Origin of the sequence: Nostoc sp. UIC 10630 (assembly GCF_010747425.1) — a bacterium.
In the GTDB taxonomy this organism is placed as follows: Bacteria; Cyanobacteriota; Cyanobacteriia; order Cyanobacteriales; family Nostocaceae; genus Nostoc.
In genome coordinates this window covers 13570-31151 of record NZ_JAAGOG010000086.1, presented here as the reverse complement: position 1 = coordinate 31151, position 17582 = coordinate 13570, and the positions used below count along the sequence as shown (strand labels likewise).

Below are 17582 nucleotides of genomic sequence, written 5' to 3'. Positions count from 1 at the left end.
CGCATGCGCAATGCCGCATGCCCCATGCCCTCATCCCTTTTGCCCAACCAAAAAATAAGTTGTCATTTTCTCTTTCCCTTTAACTTCGATTTCGCCCCGCTTTTGAAATAAAAATTCATTACACAAAGACTTATAAGTATTTTCTGTAACCTGGATTTTACCAACAACACCTTGAGATTCCATGCAGCTACCGATGTTTAGCGTGTCTCCCCAGAGATCATAAGTAAATTGGTTGAGGTCAATTACTCCAGCGACTACGGAATCACTATGGATGCCGATACGGATGTTGAAGTTTTGGTTATTTTCAGTATTAAATAGAGCGATCGCAGTTTGGATATGTAGTGCCATAAGAGCGATCGCTTGAGCATGATCTGGGCAGCGTGTAGGTAAGCCACCAACTACTATATAAGCATCGCCAATGTTCTTGATTCTCTCTAAATCATATTGTTCAGTGAGGCGATCGAAAGTTGAGAAAATCGAGTTAAGTAAGTTTACCACTTGAATTGCACTCATAGAAGCAGCAATTTCGGTAAAGCCGACAATATCTGCAAATAAAACTGTGACATCAGCAAATTCTTCAGCAATTTTAGCTGATTCTTCTTTCAGTTCCTTGGAGATTGCGGTTGGCAAAATATTCAGCAATAAACGTTCGGTTTCTTCTTGCTGATGACGTAGCGCTTCTTCTGCTGCTATTCGCTGGGTGACATTGCGAAATATGCCACGAACGGCAACTGGATGACCTTCAGAAAATTTACAGTTAATATTACCTTCTAAAAAAATTGTTTGACCATCTTTAGTAACGAATGCCGCTTTTACTTGATCAAACTTTTCTCCTGACAGTACGCGATAAAACCTTTGCCAACATTCTTGTTTAAACTCTGGATGTATAATATCGAAAATGGTCATATTCGCAATTTCAGCTTCGCTATATCCTAAAGTTTCTTGCCATGCAAGATTGACATACGAAAAACGACCATAGACATTGACAGATAGAATCAAGTCATTAGCATTTTCAAATAAATCCCGATAGCGTTCTTCGCTTTCTATCAGAGCATCTTCTGCTTGTTTGCGTTTGATAAACTGGGCGATTTGGCTACCAATAGAACCCATCATTTTCAATAGGTCTTTATCTTTTGGTTGTACGTCACGGCTAAAGAAAACCATCACTCCTAAGATTTCACTATCGTCTAAGATAGGGAAACCAAAGGCTGCGTGCAATCCAGCTTCAGCCGCAGGTTGCGATCGCCTTGTGTCTCCATCTTCTGTGATATCTTTAATCCACAAGGGCAAACGTCTAATCCAAATTCGACCAGGTAAGCCAATACCGGGAGTATAGGTAGTTTGCCAGGTGATTGCCTTAAACTCTCGCACAGAAATTACTCGACTTGACCAAATTTCCACACACCTTAGTATTGCATTGATGCTGTTCCCCTGTACCGGAGTGCCAATATATTGACTTGGTACCCAAAGTTCACCTAAATGCCATCCCAGGTTTTGACAAATCGATTGCAAAATTTGCGGAATTGCCTGCTTTATGCTTTGGGATTCTGATAATATCCGAGTGACAGCATACTGGGTACTTGTACGCTGTTCTCGATATTGTCGAGCCGTAATATCCCGACCAATGTAGACAATATCTTCTAATCCTTGTATTTTTTTCGGAATTACTGAACAAGAAAAAGCAATCAACCGCTTTTCTCTAGTTTTAGTTCGACAAACTACCTCTAAGTTATGAAAATTTTGCCGAAAATAATGATTTTTAAAAATTGATTCTATTAAAAAATGGTCGTCATCCATTATCAGAGATAGTGGGCGATTAATTAATTCTTCTTCACTAAAGCCAAATAATTCTTGAGCAGCATTATTTACTTTTTTAATATTGCCTTTGCTACTAGTTATTAGCAAAGCATCCGGCATTGAATTAATTATTTTTTCCATATAAGTATTGTATGCGTTTAAAGAATCCATTCGCAGTTTTTCTTCATAAGTTTGCTGCGCTAAATTTTGCTTTAAAATAAATTTATTGGTAACATCTTCAATAAAAACAATTAATTTATTTCTAAATTTATTTTCATCCTGGTTGCCGATAATATATATATTCATATATATATATTTCTTATTTGAACGTCGTCCAATTGCTTCTAAATCAAATAGTTGCTGCTCTCCTCGCAAAATAGCTTGCAAAATCTTTTCAAGTCCGATAAACTCAGGAAAACTTAGCCGGATATCTTTTCCCTGGATCACCTCTTCAGGACTATCTGCAAACCGTTGCACTTGCTCTGATGTATTTATGATGCAGAAGTTATCATCCAGTTCCAAATGTTCAAATTTATCTGGTAATGAAGGTTTGTTGAAAATACAATCTAGTATTTGGTCTTTCATTGTTTTATGAAAAAAAACTTGATATTTATCTTTAAAAGGAAGAGCAAAAAAGGATATTTCAGGGCGTAAGAAGAAAAAATGCCAATTAATTATTACTATATAACAGCATAACTCTGTAGATAACTCAGAAATCATAAGTTAGGCATAAAAATTGGTAATATAGCATCACCAATTAATAATTACCTTAGCTGTGGTTTCAAATGTTTGCTAAGAATACAAGTCTATCTAATCAAAATTTGTAAAAATTGTTAACATTCAGCTTTTTAATGATATTAATATTAATTTATTAAATATGAGATTTTCATGACTTAACTAAGTGTGATTGAGCGAAAACGGCTATGAGTAAGCGTTTGATTTGATTAATCAGAATTAAGTAAGCATCAATAATAATATATGTTATATCTTTTGGAGGATTGACAATCGAATAAAACTTTGTTGTTAGTAGCTTATACTTAAGAACGTAGTTTATAAGCGATCGCCAGTTTAATAAAACCACTCGCAATATGGTTAAGTTCAAATTTTAATACCCTTTTAAGCCTTGTCGTTACCCACATCTGAGCCTTTTAAGATGGGGATATGACATTTCTCTAAAGAGGACTATTATTAGATGATTTCAGTTCACTTAAAATGGACTTTGGCTATCAGCCTTGCACTTCAGTTTAGGGTGGGATGTCGAGCAAGTGCGATACTTTAAAAAGTATAAAAAATTATTCTGTAATATAATAATTGTGCTTTTTATTAAATATCGTTTATGCCTTATCGCAGAAAATTTTTAAAAAGAGCAGGATACACAACCCTTTCTGCCTTATTGACTATGGGGTTTTTACAAAAGGATAGGCAGAAAGAAGATGGTACCACAAATGCTGCTACAGCAAATTATCTAAGTGCAAGCACAAATGTCAATTCTCCCCTTCGACAATTAGCAGCAGCCAAAGGAAAGCGTTATGGCACAGCAGTTTCTAGTGAATTTTTGTTACAAGAGAAGGGTTACGCTGACCTAATTGCTCGTGAATGTTCAATAGTGACACCAAATGGTGAATTAAAATGGAACGCCACTGAACCACAGCCAGGAAAATTTACTTTTGAGTCAGCAGATGCGATCGCTGGTTTCTGCCAAAAGCATAATATACAATTGCATGGGCATACCCTTTTCTGGCACATGGGAAAACCAGACTGGCTACCTTATCCCCCCACTCTTAAAATGCTCGAACGCCATGTTAAAGGAGTTATGGGGCATTATCGCAATAGCCCTGTTTTAAAGTCTTGGGATATTGCCAATGAAATTATCGCTGATAGTGAAAATGAAACTGATAATCCTACCTACGGTTTGCGTAAAGGGGTAAAACGAGAATTAATTCGAGATTTGTTTTTAATTGCGGCTTCAGTTGATAGTAGCAAGAAATTTTACCTCAACGATTTCGGCATCGAAGGCGCTACATGGAAATCAGATCGTTTCTTAAAAATGGTCGAATATCTGAAGAATAGTGGCGTTAAAATTGATGGTGCAGGTATCCAATCACATCTATGGTTTTCTACTGCCTATGGTTTTGACCAAAAAGGATTTAATTCTGTCTTAAAACGGCTTAATGATCTTCAAGTTAAACCAATAATCACAGAATTAGATATTATCATTGATGCCCCACTGCCTGATAGTATCAAAAAGCTAGACCAGATGGTAGCCGACAGTTACAAGCGATATCTTGACCTCTGCTTTGCGGCTGGAGTTGATACTGTAATTACATGGGGAATTACCGACCGTCATACCTGGATACGTCATCCCGGCTGGATGCCAGGAAAAACCTTTAGAAACAATCCAAGTCTCTGGAAATTCCTGCGTCCACTTCCCTTCGATGAAAACCTGCAACCTAAACTTGCTCGCAACGCTATTGCCCAGGCTTTTAAGCAAGCAACTTAATACTTCACCCAGACGTAAATAGCACTTTCAAATGTTATTCTCAACGAAGTATGTGGAGATATTATTCATCATTTACGATGATGAGATATAAAGTGTCTTGAAGTAATTAATGATTAAGCCTTAATACAGTATTTCATAAATTCGTGACAAATTGAGTGACGTACTGGTGAGGCTTGGCGAAACTCAATCAGGCTACAAACTTGTGGAATCTTGTAGTGATAAATAGCAGCATTCTATTTTTTTTTTGTTGGCTTGGCATACTCCAAATTTCTCGTAAAAATAATGTAGCTACAAACCAAGGCTCAAGCAAGTAACGTCTCCAAAGTCTTTTCGGTTCAGATAACAAGCGATACAACCATTCCAAGCCAACCCTTCCCATCCAGCGAGGAGGAGTAGGTACTGCTCCTGCTACATAGTCCATACAGGCTCCACTAGTCAAAATAGTGTTGGCATGAATATATTCCAGATTTTCCGAAATCCAATGCTCTTGGCGTGGCATACCCATCCCCACCATTAATACATGAGGTTTGTAAGCATTAATTGCAGCCAGAGTCGCGAGATTTTCTTCACTATCTTTATCCATATCAATATAACCATGAGCGCAAGCAATCTGTAAACCAGGAAATTTCTTGCGCAAAATACTTGCTCCTTGTTCCGCTACTCCTGGCTTTGAACCTAAATAGAATACACGCCAGTCTTTACTAGCGGCTTCTGCCATCAGAGGCCATACCCAGTCAGCATAGGTTACTCTTTGTTCTCGTTTCATTGGAAAACCTAACAACTTTCCAATAAACAATAAAGGCATACCATCAATATGGATATATTCAGCCTTGGCATAAAACGCTTGCATTTTTGGATCGTTATGAAAGAGATAAAGACTATGCAAGTTGTGATTAGCAATAATCCATTTCTCGTTTTTATCAATAGATTCTTCAATTAATAAATTTAACTCTGGGATAGAGAGCGCATCAAGTTTAACACCAAGAAATTTATAAGAAAATCGATTTTTCATGACTTAAAGAATTTTTATTTTTAGAATTTAGAATTATGAGAGTTTATTTCAGAAGAAAGGCAAGTATTTAAAAATTAATTGCTAGCGATATTTAAATATTTCAAATTTTCAATACTAAAAAAACTTAAATTTAAATTTTTTAGGTCGATATATTCTTTGAAATAAATAAATTTAACTAAGAACAACTTACTTCCATCAGAATTTGTGCGATATTCTGCGCTCTTGCATTCCAAGAATATTTCTCTGTAATTAAGGTGTATGCCGTATCTACAAGTGATTGATATTTCTCAAAATTTGAAGCTGCATCTAGCACTGTATTAGCGACTTCTTCAGTAGAATATCCTGTTACTAAAAGATGTTCTAAGTGCCGGAATTCTTCTAAACCTCGCAATCCTTCTGGTGTTGATACAACTAACTTTCTACTAGCGAAATAATCTAACGCTTTATTCCGAGCGCCACCTGCTACTGCTTGCTTAGAGAATGGCAGCAAAGCAATATCTGCATATTTTACATGTTTAACAAAATCCTCTCTTTTAGGTAAAAACCCCAAAAAAGAAATATTAGAAGGTATTGGTTCTGAAATATCACTACTATCCCTACCTATAACAACAAAATGTATTTTCTCCTGATGATTTTCAATATTTTTAGCAACCTGAATAGTCATTGACACAGACATATCATTACTTGGAAACTGAAATGTTTTAGGAGCAATAAGAACCACTATTTTCGCTGGTCTAAATGCTTGATAAGGGTCTTGGCTCAAAAACGACTCAGTATTTAATAAGTCTTCAGTAACTCCATTTCCGATACTATAAATCTGGTCTGGAGCTTTACCATACCACTGGGAAATTAGTTTAGGAATTGAGTCACCTGCTGCAATAATTGGACTACCAGAAAATATCAGAATTCCCTGAGCAATATATGTCTTAATACATTGTATAAACTCTTTGAAAGGATTGGCAACCGAAAACAAGCGCATCCAGTATTCATACGCTGAAAATGTATGAAAATCTAAGACAAGAGAGAAATTTCTGTGTTTTCTAAGCTTAAGTGAAATTAAAGCAGCTAATCCAGGTAACGTTTCTTGAGCATAAACGATATCTGGACAAAACTCATCGATACATTCTTCTATAGTTTGAATATATGACTTCAGGCTTCTTGATCCAATCGAAATAGAAGGTGCATACTTAACAGATGAACAATCTAATCCTAGCTGAAAAACATCAAAATCTTTAGTTAGATATTGTCCTAGATAAAAAGGTCTAGTAAATGCACCAAATGGTTGACTAGAATCAAGCGTTGAGATAATTAGTAAACGTTTGCCCATAATCTATTGATGATTTTAATATTTAAAGAATTGATTTTTGAAACTACATTTTTTCACTTATTTAGATAGTTATGAATTATCCAAATATCATTAGTTAATGATCCTAGTAGCAGAATCAAACTTGTGAGTTGGTTTGGTTAATATCTTCAGAAAATGTAGGAGAAATTGCCAAATTTTTGTAACCAATAATTGCTCTTATATATGGTAAAAACCAGAAAAATATCCATAATGGCCCAGAGTGTCTGATACAAAATATAGTCCAGGGTTTTAATGGAAATCCTTTAATTTGTAGCACCTTTTTTAAGCGCTGTAATATACTTAAATTAGTATCTACCCAACTGTTACGGATAGAGTTTTTAGTACAAGTACCAATATATCCAGGAGCTACCCATATTTGACAACCCAATTTACGCGCTCTGAGGGCATAATCTAAATCTCCTAAACTGTGAATAAAAGCTGTATCAATATTGCCAACTTTTACAGCAACAGTTTTAGGGATTAGCACACAGTTACCATACATAGCATCGCATTTTTGAATAACCAAACTTGGTTCTAAAAATTCAAATTTATTAGAATACCACTTTTTAGATTTTACTGCTCCTCCATAGGTTGCTTTTCCTGTCATTGGGTCTTTAGTTGAACCAACTACAATTGAGTCTGGATAACCTTGTGCAGTCAAATCTTGATGAATCTGTAATAATTTGCTGACAGCATTGGGTTCTAGAAATGTGTCATCATTCAACCATAGATAATAATCATATTGATTCTTTATAGCCTCATCAAAGGCAAGATGCATTCCTCCTACCCAAAATAAATGACCATTACCCTGAAAAATGTGTACGTCTGGATATTCTGCTTTGATAGCTTGTGCAGTCCCGTCAGAGCTACCATCATCAGTTAGATAAACATCATAATGATGTTTTTGCTCATATAAAGTATGTAGACAGGCAAGAGTTGTATTACGCCTGTTATGACAGGTCATAACTACAGCTATATTTGCTTTTTTCATCTTATTTACCTCACGTAATTTCTATGGAAATGAGCAATACAAATAATAAAGCTAAACGTAATTATTTCCATTACGTTTAAAGTTTAGCCATTTTTTCTATCCAGCTACTCAACTTAATATCTAAATTAAAATTTCGTAATTTTTGTTCCATTCTTCTAACTACCAACATATATCTGTGCAAAACTGATACACGAGGCATTTTTAGTCTGACAACCTCTTGACACAACCATAGATATTTTTCGGAATTGATGTTAAGTTTTTTCAATTTTTTTATTTGTGTATTCCAATCGTTATAGAAGAATAAATTGAAATAATGAATTGATATAATATCATTCCAATGTTTAATTTGTAATTCTGTTGATAAACGGTTATGCAAAGGTAATGGATAACTATAATTAGCAGGAAGATGCTCGACGTTTTCTTCCAAGGCACATAAAGTTACAGACAAAACAGACTGCTCAACAAAATAAATACCTTGGGGAGGAGTGATATCAAGGCGCATGACTTTTTCAAAATTCTCTTTCCAAGCTGTAAATATACCCGCACTCCTTCTCACAACGACCAAACCAGAATTCCAGTAAGCTCTAATCCTTTTTTTACCAATTGGTGTTTCAACAAATAGCTCATGTTTTACCCCCAGCACTTCATATAATTTTTGCCAGTACCATTCTTGAGAGTCTCGAAAACCTGTAGAACCAATTCCTTGACCATACTCAGGACGTAAACGAACGTTGCAATTAATAGGCAACAAAAACTCTTTTGGTGCAGAAAAAAAGCATTTGTCACTGTCTAGAAAAACTAATATTTCTGCATCAATATTTTGTTCTGCATAGGCACATACCAGGGGCTTATTTGCTAAATAATATTCATGGAATTCTTGATTAATAGGGACTTGTTGATGATTTACCTGCAACGCTTCAAATGCTTTTTGGGTTTGCTTTGATATTGGCTCACCTACTCTAGGATGAAAACTATATATAGGTGTATCTTTCAATTTTCCACAGAACTTACGAATACTTTCTGCAAGCATTAAAGACTGAGCTTCTAAGCGCCCAGGTTCTGTACAAATTATAAAAGCTATAGGTATTGACATATTATGAAGTATTTACTTATTTACTAAATTTAGTTACTAAATGGAGATTTTTTGGCTACCATCAATATTTCCTCAAATAAAGCTGAATAACGACGTGCTTGAAGTTCTATGGTGAATTCTTGTTCTGCTTTCTTGCGAGCATAGAATGACAGTTTTTCTAACCTCTGCTCATTTTCAAGTATCCAGGCAATTCCTTTGGCGAAATCGTCAACTTCATAAGGGTTAGCTAAATAGCCATTTTGCTGATGATCGACAATATCTTTTAAGCCAGTAGAATTAAATGCAACAACTGGAGTACCGCAAGCAAGTGATTCAGAAGCTGTCTGTCCAAAAGATTCTTGCAGAGATGGCACAAGCATCACATCAGCTGCCGAGTAAACAGTTACTAAAGATAAATCATCATATAAATGCCCTAAATAGTATGTTTTAAAGCCTAAATCAGGTGGATTCTCCGGTTGAGATGCCCCAAAAATAACCACTTCAAAGTTATCCTTCCATCCGGCCTTACTCAATTTTTGTAGAGCTGGCTGCAACAAATGAAATCCTTTATTTCGATCGCTTGTTGCTTCTATGGCTCCAAAGAGAATCAGCTTCTTATCTTGAGGTAACTTCAGTATTTCTCGTGCAAAATATTGATTAATAGGTCGATATTTTTGAGTATCCAATCCGTGAGGAATCACCTCAATTCGCAAATTCTGGAACAAAGAACTGGAACGAGCACACTCTGCTAACCAAGAACTTGGGGAAACCAGAGTTAAATTAATATTTTTCCAAGCTTTTACTTTACGCCGCCATACCCAACGCGATAAATCCCACTCATTCATACTGTTGAGTTGAGGGCAAGCTCCACAGGATACTTTGTAGCGATCGCATTCTCCAATAACGTGGCACCCTCCAGTAAACCCCCACATATCATGGAGAGTCCAAACTAGAGGACGCTTTAGCTTAGAGAACGTTTCTATTTGCATAAAAGCTCCGCTAATCCAATGCAAATTGATTATATCTGGATTAATCTGAGCAACTTTAGAAATAACTCTATCTGGCAACCATTGAATAAAAAATGGAGTATTTTTCTTTTGAGTATAAAGCTTTAATGGTAGGCTTTCAAATGTCAATTTGGCTTTGGCGATGCCTTGAAACAGTCTAATTTTAGGGGCAATTACTGTTTTATCATTACTAGATTTTTCCTGAACTAGCATTTGTGACTGTAGTCCTATATCTTGCAAACCTGTGTGCAAACGATAGGCAGCCCTTGCAGCACCTCCACCAATATCGTGAGTATTAAGATGTAAAACTTTCATTTTTTTTAATTTCGTAATTATTAACTAAAACATTTTTATGATTTCGTTCATATTCAAGAGTCAAAGATAGAGACGTAGTGACATACATTAACCAATTCCAACTAGGAGTTAATAATCTTGCTTCTGAAAAATTGACTATTACAATGATAATTAGCATCTGCATTGGCCAATAATCTTCCGGCTTTTTAGCAACAGAAATAATTCGAGTTAATGCCATTGCAAAGAACCGAAAAAAGCCTGCTGCAAAAATCAAAAACCCTAAAAATCCTAATTCTAACAATAGTTCTAAAAAGCCATTATGAGCATTGCTTGCCCAATCATAAGTAGCTCTTAAATTAGATGCAGAAGTACTAGTCCAAAATCCAGAAAATCCATAACCTAGCCAGGGTCTTTCCCAAATCTTGGACATCACTAGCTCCCAGAGATCGGAACGTCCATTAAAGGTAAGGTCTTTGCCGGAAGTACCAACTACAGTATCGATATTATTGATAAGTAATATTAAACCGATAATTAGTAACATTAAAGTCGAAGTAATTAGAATAACTTGTAATTTATAATTAGTTTTTTGAAATGATTTATAGACAGGTAAAAGTAATATCATTGTTAATATAATCGTCAGAGATGTTGTGGAACGTGAGAGAATAATTAGACATATAGATATCCCACATATTCCCCACATCAACCAGCGATATCGATTGCTACTAAGAGCAAGGTGTAGAAAAACTCCTACGCTCCAAGCCATCATGTATCCTAATTCATTTTTATGACCATAGATTCCACTCCACATACCTATTAATTCAGGTGATTGATGAATATAACCTGGTATCAATGCAGAAAATATCATAGATAATAATGCAGATGTACCAAGCGCCCAAGCGATTAATCTCATTTGTTCGCGGAGAGAATAACGCATTGCCAAATAGATTGCCAGAAAATATAGTCGGATTAAACCTCTCATATAAGTAAGACTAGAACTTAAGTCTCCTGACCATAAAAGAGAAAATATAACTATTGTTATCAAAAGAAACTGTAATGGACTTTTAGTAATTACATAAAGAAAACCTTTCCAGTATAAAAGTAGGAAATAAAACAGAATTAAATATGAAACTATATTGAATATAGTATCTAGCTTATCGCCTCCAAGGGTAGATATAGAAATTTCTTGTGCAGGGTGTATGGTCAATGCCCCTACAGTAATGAGTAATAGTAAGACAGTTAGTATTTTTTCTGTTAATTTTACCTTAATTTCTGACATTTCATCTGTCTATTAATTTACTAGATAGGTTACTATTTTTTGACTGTTGAATAATTTAATTTTTTCTTCAATTCTTCTTTAAAAATATCCAATGCAGTTGCTTTATAGACTGTTTTCTGCGTAAAAATATCTGCCTCTATATTCCTAACAATAAACGGTGGATGCTTTAAGGGAAACTCTATTGCTTCCATTGACATATTAATGAAAGAAAATTCTTGCTTGGAATTGAAATGAGTTGCGTCTGCACCAACACCAACATTAGAAATTAAATTGACATTGGGAATAATGCTTAAGCTACCTTGCATCCAGCAAGCAAATGTCCATTGATAATCCCAAGTTATACCTGTAGGATTGTTATAAATAGACTGAAATATTCGTCGCCAATAATTTACTGCTTTTGTATCTATAAGAATGTCATGTAAAAGGTTTTCTGCTTGCACCTCTTTCCAGAGTTTCATAGTCAAATCATAATGTTGCCAAGCACGTCTCCAACTTGCCCAACCCCAGCAGTGGTTATAACGAGAAAAGTAGTAACTGTAATTTGTGCGTTTTCGTCCAAATTGAACATTTTGAGCAGATATGGTGCCGATTCTAGTATCATATCTATATTTTTCCAGTAGTTCTTCACTAAATCTGAAAAAAGTCTGGTGAGGGATACAATCATCTTCTAAAATAATTGTTTCTTCAACATTATTAAATACCCAATTTAAACCACTAGATACTCGTTTCGCACAACCTAAGTTGATATCAGCATAATTCTTAATAACTTCACATTCCCAATCAACTCTCTCAATAATTGCCCTAGTTTCTTCACACTTTTCTGCCTCACCTTCGCGGTTGCTGCGGGGGCCATCTGCAATGACAAAAAGCTTTTTTGGCTTGGCTTGGCGAATAGCTTCAAAAACTTTCTCTGTTTTTTGTGAGCGATTGAAAATAATAAAAGTTACTGGTGTTTGCATATTTGATTAATTTGGCTAATGTTAATTGATATATAAAGGTGAAAGATAAATAATAATCAAAATTTATAAAAAGGAAGTAGGGATCTCATCTGAATTTTAAATATTTTTTGTGTTCTTTTATCAAACGCATTGCATAGAAAGGCAGCAGAAGCTTGAGATATTATTGTTGCGATCGCAGCACCAAAACCTGCATATTTAGGAATAAACAATAAGTTAAGAATAATATTCAATATTGCCCCAAATAAAGTTTTACCTAAAGAAACATGATTCAAACTTTCAGCAATAAACCACGGTGATGTTGCAAGACCCATAAATACAAACAAAGAAGTCCAAATATGAACTGCTAATATTGGTCCTGCTTGTGCATACCCACTTCCAAACATCACCATAATTATTTTGTCAGATAGAAATGTCATTGGCAGAGCAATTGCAAAAGATATATATGTGAGGAGACGAAGTAATTGTCCTATTCGCTGATAATAAAGACTTTCTGATTTTTCCTTAGCTGCGTAAATTGATGGACCAACCGAAGAGACAATAGCCGCCGGGATAAAATACCAAATTTCAGAAACACGAACCGCAGCAGAATAAATTCCAACCTCCTTATCTCCAATCATTTGACCTAGCATTACCTGATCGATTCTCATAAAAATCATGATGGCGAACCCCGAAAAAATCAGAGGTAAGCTCTCTTTCAAAAGAATTTTTGCAGCAGTAAAGTTCCAACGCCATAACCACACTGAGGTACCTCTGGCTTGGTAAACAATCAGCAAGCCAATTGCACTCATTGCAAATTCTGCTAATGTTACCCAGGCAAAGGCTAACAATGGTGCTTTTGTTAAAATTAGTGCTATTTTGATGAGAGTATTTAGCAGAAAAGCTATATTTTTAGCGATTACACTGTATTTTGACTGCACCTGTGATTGAAACCACAATTCAATAGTATCAGCCGCCCTAAAAATCCCTGCCATTCCTAAAATTGCAACTAGCCATATCTTCAGTGTTTCATGCTCACCTAAGAAGAACATACTGCCAACCGCCAATAAGACAGAGGCAATTCCACCGAGCAACTTTAGCCAAAAAGTGGTTCCTAAAATTTCCTCTTTGTTTGATGATTGACGGACAATATGGCGAACTACTACATCGTCTAGTCCAAGAGTAAAAATCGGACTAAATAAGCTAACAAAGGCTAAAACATAGTTAAATAGACCATACTGCTGTACCCCTAAATAGCGTGCTACCCATACTCCTACCACCAAACTTGCACCCATACGGAGAATGCGGTCAGCAAACAACCAACCTGTATTAGCAATAATTGCACGTAACCTAGAACGAGATTTTAATTGTGATAAGCTTTTAAGTCTTAATTTACTTAGCATTACTTTGTTTAACCATGTGACACTCTTTATCAAAATATGCAAATTTTACTAGCTTGCTAAATTCACCAAATAGATTGAGTTAGATTAGTATTTTACATAATCATTAATTACCTACTATTTTTTAATTTCCCAGCCATCAAAATTTTTAAAAAGTAGTTAAATAACAAAATCATGCCCTTAATTTTCCAATAAAAATTAGGCTCAAACAAAAATACTATTTTCAAATATGAAATAAAATCTTGAAGGTTTGGGCATGGTATTGTTTTTAGCTCATCAAGAGAGGTGAAAGCCAATAATAATGGTAGGCTAAAATTATTTTTTTTAATGATGTAATTAAATAAAGAATTGCGTTTCCAAAATCTTTTATATTCATAGTTTTTGTCTATATCTAAAAAGCTCTTATTATGATACTGATTATTCTGATGTATTCTATACATCACTAAAGGATTAGACATATAAAACTTTTTAGCCCCTACCAAAGAGGCTCCCCATACCAGGCAGTCATCAGCCCTTACACGCCAATCTTCTGTCTTTGGAATAGGTAAAAATTTTCTAATTATTTCTCGACGTATTGACAATGTTGAAGTTATGGAGCCAATCCATTCACCATTGCATAAAGTTCGGATTACTGAATAACCCAAATCTAAATCAACTGCATCAGCTTGAAATATTCCTTCTTCTGCCCCAAATTTTTTATATGCACAAAATAGGAAGTCACATTCACTACGTCTCTTATAAAAATTTAGGGCAGTTTCTAAATATTGAGGTTCATAAATATCATCGGCATCTAAAAAAAATATAATCTCTCCAGTCGCAGCTAAAAAACCTTCGTTAAAGGATGATAATTGTCCTTGATTTTTTTCTTTGAAGATACATTTAACATTCTCTCTTTGAGTAAATCTAGCAAGGAGTTCCGCAGAATTATCTGTTGATGCGTCATCAACAACAATAATCTCATCAAATTTAACCGTTTGATTTAAAGCACTATCAATTGCGTCTGAAACAAATTCAGCATAATTGTAGTTATTAATTAAACAAGATGTTTTGATTTTGTGTTTATCCATATAGAAATGCTTCCCAAATGCAAAAAAAATAAATTAAGATACTGGTAGTGATATTTATACGATTAATGCTCTTTGGTAAATTTGGTTAAACTGCTAGATACTAAATCTTCTTTAATTTGTCTTTTTTTGCTTTCAGGCAAATAATTATTAGACTCATTTTTAATATTCACACCATTAATGACTATCCCTAACACCTTCTGACCTGACTGATTTAAAAATTCTTTAGCTGCATTGGCACTGTTCAAATCAACTACTCCAGGGCGGACGACTAATAGGATACCGTCAGTGAGGGTGCTTAAAACAGCAGCATCTGCTATTCCTGAAAGAGGTGGCGTATCAAAAATAACTAAATCGTAATCTCTACTAAAGTTACTTATCAATGTTGCCATCCGTTGAGAATCTAGCAGTGCTACTGGATTGGGAGGCAAAACTCCAGAAGTAAGAACTTCTAGATTAGGCATCACTTCTTGAACAACTGCATCTAAAGAAACTTGACCAACAATGACATTACTTAATCCAACTGTATTGTTTAGACCCCAGACATGATGCTGTATGGGATTACGCATATCTGCATCCACGAGTAAAACTCGACGACCCGCTTGAGCCATTGTCACAGCTAAATTTGCAGATACATCAGACTTTCCTTCTTTACCAACAGAACTGGTGATTACAACGCTTTTGAGCGGTTTATCAGAACAGAGGAACTTCAAGTTTACTTGGAGTATTTGGTAGGCGTTACCAAGAGGGAAATAAGGAATATCTCTGCCAATAATTTTGGGAATAGGTCTATCAATTCCTGCTATGGAAGAATGAGTTTTAGGATTTTTGCTCTGTGTAGGAATTACTCCTAAAACAGTGTATTTCAAGACTTCTTTAGCCTCTTTAACTGTCTTCACTGAGCGGTCTATCAAGTCTAAACTAAAGGCGACAATGATACCCAAGAAAAGACCAACTGCTCCTCCACCAACAATAAACAGGATTTTGCGAGGCCCTTCTGCTTTATCGGGGACTAAAGCTAGAGAAATGACACGAGCATTAGGAATCTTTTGGTTCTGTGCAATATCAATTTCTTGGCGTTTCTTTAAGAGGGTTTCGTAAGTCGTTTGAGCTGCTTGCAGTTTCCGTTCTAGCTCTCGTTGAGTCTGTTCTAGTCTTGGCAAATTATTTGCTCGTTTGATGTAAGCATCTTGCTGTCGCAAGAGGGTGGCAATTTGTCTTTCTAGACCAACGCGTTCTGCTTGAGCGCGAGTAATATCTGCAATTAAGCTTTGGCGCAGTTGCCCAAGCTGTAAACTTCCCTCTGTTATCTGGGCTGTCCCAGCGACTTGTCCTGTCCGCTCTTTCAACAAGTTCTTAAGAGCTACGACTTTTTCTTCTAAGCTAGTAATTGTAGGGTGTTCAGGTGAAAAACGAGTCCGCTCTATTGCTAGTTGACTTTCCGTTTCTTGGAGTTGGATAAGCACTTTTTGAACCCCAGGCGCTTGACTCAAGTCAGATGCGATTACACCTTGACGTGAATCTAACTGAGCTTCACTGCCTAACTGTTGTAAACGACCTTTGACATCATCTAGTTGAGCTTGAGCTTGAGAAATTTGATTTCCTAGCTTAGAAATTGTGTCGACTGCTGCGGTTGCTTCTTGTTGGAGGACAACAACTTTATTTTGTTCTTTAAATACCCGCAGTTTTGATTCAGCTCTTCTGACGACTTCCTCAGCTTTGGGTACTTCTGTTACAAGAACCCCTTTGGCTGTCCGTGCTTCATCCTGATTAGCCTGGATATTTAAATCGATATAACTTTTGATAACTTCATTGACGATTTTGGCAGCCAGTTCAGGATCGTTGTTTTTATAAGAAATTTGTACAACATCAGTACCTTTAATTCCTTCTATTTTTAGTTGGGCCGCTAAGTCGCGAATCGACAGCATTTTGCCTTTCTTATCTTTAAGGTTGAGGGTATTAATTGTTCTGTCAATAACTGGATTTGAGCCAATAACTCTCACCTGGGTTTCCAGGGGATTGTCGTTTATATTCAAAGCTTCCAAGCGTCCTATGTCGTCCGGTAAACCAGTGAGTGAGGAAGATCGATTTGTTTTAATCATCAAACTTCCTTCTGCCTTGTATGAGGGTTTTAGTGAAAAGGCATACAAGCATCCAAAGGTAACAGCTATGCTAAAAATTCCGACTAGAGGTAGCCAACGCCGTTGAATAACTTCTAAGTATTTCTGAATATTTACTTCTTCAAACTGTGGTAAAGATTCCATCGTCATAATAAAAAAGTTTTAAAATAATGACTATTTGTATTTGTAGTAGATTTTCCTCGGTATTTCAGCGCAACAGTACTATAGATTACTTCGTATTGCTAATGTTAGCTGTATCATATTGATGATTTTGTTAATGTTTAATTGTTTTAAAACCAAAGTATTGTCGGATATACTTTTTTACGGAATATATTCAATAAACTACGCACAACCTGTTTGATGCATATATATTAGATAGCTTAACAAGTAGCGATTGTAACTTACAGGGATTTATACTATCCTGATAGAAACAACAGGATAATTTATAATTTTCTTCGTAATTTATTTAACCAGTGTTCTTTTGTTTGGTTCACTCACGTTTGTTTTGATACTGATGTAATTATTGATTAGTAATCTAACATTCAATATCATATTATGTAAGAACACTTAATTGAAGAACTTTACAAAAAATTCATATAATATGCCAGTATATTCCCTGCATATTAGCTAATTTTGAAAAGATGAGAGGAATTAATACCTTAAGGGTAAGGAATATAAAATTTTGCCAGCCTACAAGCAATGTAAGGACTTCAGAGGTAGGCTTTTCGTAGTGAAAAAAGACGATTGGAAAGATTGTATGGATATTTAC

12 protein-coding genes are annotated in these 17582 nt (G+C 35.5%); 1 reads left to right on the top strand and 11 read right to left on the bottom strand.

Going from position 1 to position 17582, the window contains the following annotated elements:
* Positions 1-30 precede the first annotated feature (30 nt).
* The gene (locus G1O98_RS19865; protein WP_163930874.1) at positions 31-2382 is read right to left on the bottom strand and encodes an adenylate/guanylate cyclase domain-containing protein; all 2352 of its coding nucleotides are present in this window, start codon (positions 2380-2382) and stop codon (positions 31-33) included.
* 751 nt (positions 2383-3133) lie between these two features.
* Here G1O98_RS19865 and G1O98_RS19860 point away from each other — a divergent pair.
* Positions 3134-4297, top strand: a complete 1164-nt coding sequence (locus tag G1O98_RS19860) for an endo-1,4-beta-xylanase (protein WP_163930871.1) — start codon at positions 3134-3136, stop codon at positions 4295-4297.
* Between the two features lie 187 nt (positions 4298-4484).
* On the opposite strand, the gene G1O98_RS19855 is transcribed toward G1O98_RS19860, so the two are convergent.
* The 10 genes from G1O98_RS19855 to G1O98_RS19810 form a co-directional block, all read right to left on the bottom strand.
* Positions 4485-5309, bottom strand: a complete 825-nt coding sequence (locus tag G1O98_RS19855) for a WecB/TagA/CpsF family glycosyltransferase (RefSeq protein ID WP_163930869.1) — start codon at positions 5307-5309, stop codon at positions 4485-4487.
* Positions 5310-5484: 175 nt separating this feature from the next.
* Entirely contained in the window at positions 5485-6636 is a 1152-nt protein-coding gene (locus tag G1O98_RS19850) for a glycosyltransferase (RefSeq protein WP_163930867.1), read from the bottom strand.
* Between the two features lie 115 nt (positions 6637-6751).
* The gene (locus tag G1O98_RS19845; RefSeq protein WP_163930865.1) at positions 6752-7645 is read right to left on the bottom strand and encodes a glycosyltransferase family 2 protein; all 894 of its coding nucleotides are present in this window, start codon (positions 7643-7645) and stop codon (positions 6752-6754) included.
* Between the two features lie 76 nt (positions 7646-7721).
* Positions 7722-8738 (bottom strand): hypothetical protein, encoded by a 1017-nt coding sequence (locus G1O98_RS19840; protein WP_163930862.1) that lies wholly within the window; start codon positions 8736-8738, stop codon positions 7722-7724.
* A 29-nt stretch (positions 8739-8767) separates the two neighbouring features.
* Positions 8768-10039, bottom strand: a complete 1272-nt coding sequence (locus tag G1O98_RS19835) for a glycosyltransferase family 4 protein (RefSeq protein WP_163930860.1) — start codon at positions 10037-10039, stop codon at positions 8768-8770.
* Complete coding sequence (locus tag G1O98_RS19830) at positions 10020-11294, bottom strand: O-antigen ligase (protein WP_163930858.1); 1275 nt, start codon at positions 11292-11294, stop codon at positions 10020-10022. Before G1O98_RS19830 ends, G1O98_RS19835 begins: the two co-directional genes overlap by 20 nt.
* A gap of 32 nt (positions 11295-11326) precedes the next feature.
* Positions 11327-12253 (bottom strand): glycosyltransferase family 2 protein, encoded by a 927-nt coding sequence (locus G1O98_RS19825; RefSeq protein ID WP_163930855.1) that lies wholly within the window; start codon positions 12251-12253, stop codon positions 11327-11329.
* Positions 12254-12309: 56 nt separating this feature from the next.
* Complete coding sequence (locus G1O98_RS19820; protein ID WP_163930853.1) at positions 12310-13632, bottom strand: flippase; 1323 nt, start codon at positions 13630-13632, stop codon at positions 12310-12312.
* 107 nt (positions 13633-13739) lie between these two features.
* Positions 13740-14696, bottom strand: coding sequence for a glycosyltransferase family A protein (locus G1O98_RS19815; RefSeq protein WP_163930851.1), 957 nt, complete (start codon positions 14694-14696; stop codon positions 13740-13742).
* A 62-nt stretch (positions 14697-14758) separates the two neighbouring features.
* Positions 14759-16963: a polysaccharide biosynthesis tyrosine autokinase gene (locus G1O98_RS19810; RefSeq protein WP_163930849.1), complete on the bottom strand. Its 2205-nt coding sequence runs from the start codon at positions 16961-16963 to the stop codon at positions 14759-14761.
* Between the last annotated feature and the right edge of the window lie 619 nt (positions 16964-17582).

Bases quoted from the DNA above. Each gene is read 5' to 3' on its own strand.
- G1O98_RS19860 (WP_163930871.1), top strand. From the start codon at position 3,134: ATGCCTTATCGCAGAAAATTTTTAAAAAGAGCAGGATACACAACCCTT.
- G1O98_RS19820 (WP_163930853.1), bottom strand. From the start codon at position 13,632: ATGCTAAGTAAATTAAGACTTAAAAGCTTATCACAATTAAAATCTCGT.
- G1O98_RS19815 (WP_163930851.1), bottom strand. From the start codon at position 14,696: ATGGATAAACACAAAATCAAAACATCTTGTTTAATTAATAACTACAAT.
- G1O98_RS19855 (WP_163930869.1), bottom strand. From the start codon at position 5,309: ATGAAAAATCGATTTTCTTATAAATTTCTTGGTGTTAAACTTGATGCG.
- G1O98_RS19850 (WP_163930867.1), bottom strand. From the start codon at position 6,636: ATGGGCAAACGTTTACTAATTATCTCAACGCTTGATTCTAGTCAACCA.
- G1O98_RS19825 (WP_163930855.1), bottom strand. From the start codon at position 12,253: ATGCAAACACCAGTAACTTTTATTATTTTCAATCGCTCACAAAAAACA.
- G1O98_RS19840 (WP_163930862.1), bottom strand. From the start codon at position 8,738: ATGTCAATACCTATAGCTTTTATAATTTGTACAGAACCTGGGCGCTTA.
- G1O98_RS19845 (WP_163930865.1), bottom strand. From the start codon at position 7,645: ATGAAAAAAGCAAATATAGCTGTAGTTATGACCTGTCATAACAGGCGT.
- G1O98_RS19835 (WP_163930860.1), bottom strand. From the start codon at position 10,039: ATGAAAGTTTTACATCTTAATACTCACGATATTGGTGGAGGTGCTGCA.
- G1O98_RS19865 (WP_163930874.1), bottom strand. From the start codon at position 2,382: ATGAAAGACCAAATACTAGATTGTATTTTCAACAAACCTTCATTACCA.
- G1O98_RS19830 (WP_163930858.1), bottom strand. From the start codon at position 11,294: ATGTCAGAAATTAAGGTAAAATTAACAGAAAAAATACTAACTGTCTTA.
- G1O98_RS19810 (WP_163930849.1), bottom strand. From the start codon at position 16,963: ATGACGATGGAATCTTTACCACAGTTTGAAGAAGTAAATATTCAGAAA.